1 protein-coding gene is annotated in these 879 nt (G+C 29.5%); it reads right to left on the bottom strand.

Annotated elements, in window-relative coordinates:
• Nucleotides 1-879: SIR2 family protein (locus A7D14_RS10305; protein ID WP_141673342.1), on the bottom strand; the 879-nt coding region annotated here is incomplete at both ends.

The raw sequence follows: 879 nt of genomic DNA, 5'->3' as shown, positions 1-879 counted from the left end.
GATTTATGTGTTCATCACTGAATGAATAACCTATAATAAATACATGATTAGAACTCAAGCAATCTCTATCAAAAGAAAAATGCATTTGTTTGAAAGGAGATATCATTGATTTTTGTGCTTTCTGATAACCAGAAATAATATTGGTTAAAAATATTGGTTTTCCCTTCTCAATTTGAACATTTGCAATCTCATCATTTATCTGCAAATTTGGAAAACCAACATAGACTAATTCTGGACTTGGAAGTTGTGATTTATTAGATGGGATTACTTTCCAAAAAGCGGAACCGTGTAAATTGTAGTGAACATTTATATTGTCATCTTTGACAATCCTTTTTATATCACATCTTAAACCATTCAAATCAGATACTTCCCCACTTGAGTAAAAACCTTCAAAACATTTAATATTGGCATTTTCTAACAACACCTTGAAAACTCTGTCATAATTAAGAGTATATAGTCTCAGGTTATTTTCATCGCCAATTTTTGCAATCCATTTTATAAAATTTATACTGTTTTTTGACTCGACTTCTATTACTGAACGGCTGTTTGTATGATATGAATATTCACTTACTAACCCACTTATTGTACTTATAATTTCAGAAATTAAATGCTGAAGATAAAATTGAATAGGATTTTCATTGTTACGCGCAAAACTTGAAAAAGCATATTCCATATTTTCTGGAATGTTAAGCCTGTATCCGTATTTTCTTTCCCCTCCTCTAATAGAAAAGTCTAGAATTTCTTCTATTTCATTATTATTTAAGAAATTTCTTAGTAATGAAGGAGTTTGATTTTTTGCGTTGAATTCCGAAAAGTAGATAGCCAATTCCTCAATGACACTTATAGTGGTTTCAAAATTGATTTCAACTTCTTCATATC

It is taken from the genome of Allomuricauda sp. CP2A, assembly GCF_001683915.1.
Classification (GTDB): domain Bacteria; phylum Bacteroidota; class Bacteroidia; order Flavobacteriales; family Flavobacteriaceae; genus Flagellimonas.
The sequence above is the reverse complement of the archived record's forward strand: the minus strand, read 5'-3'. Positions and strand labels throughout refer to the sequence as shown.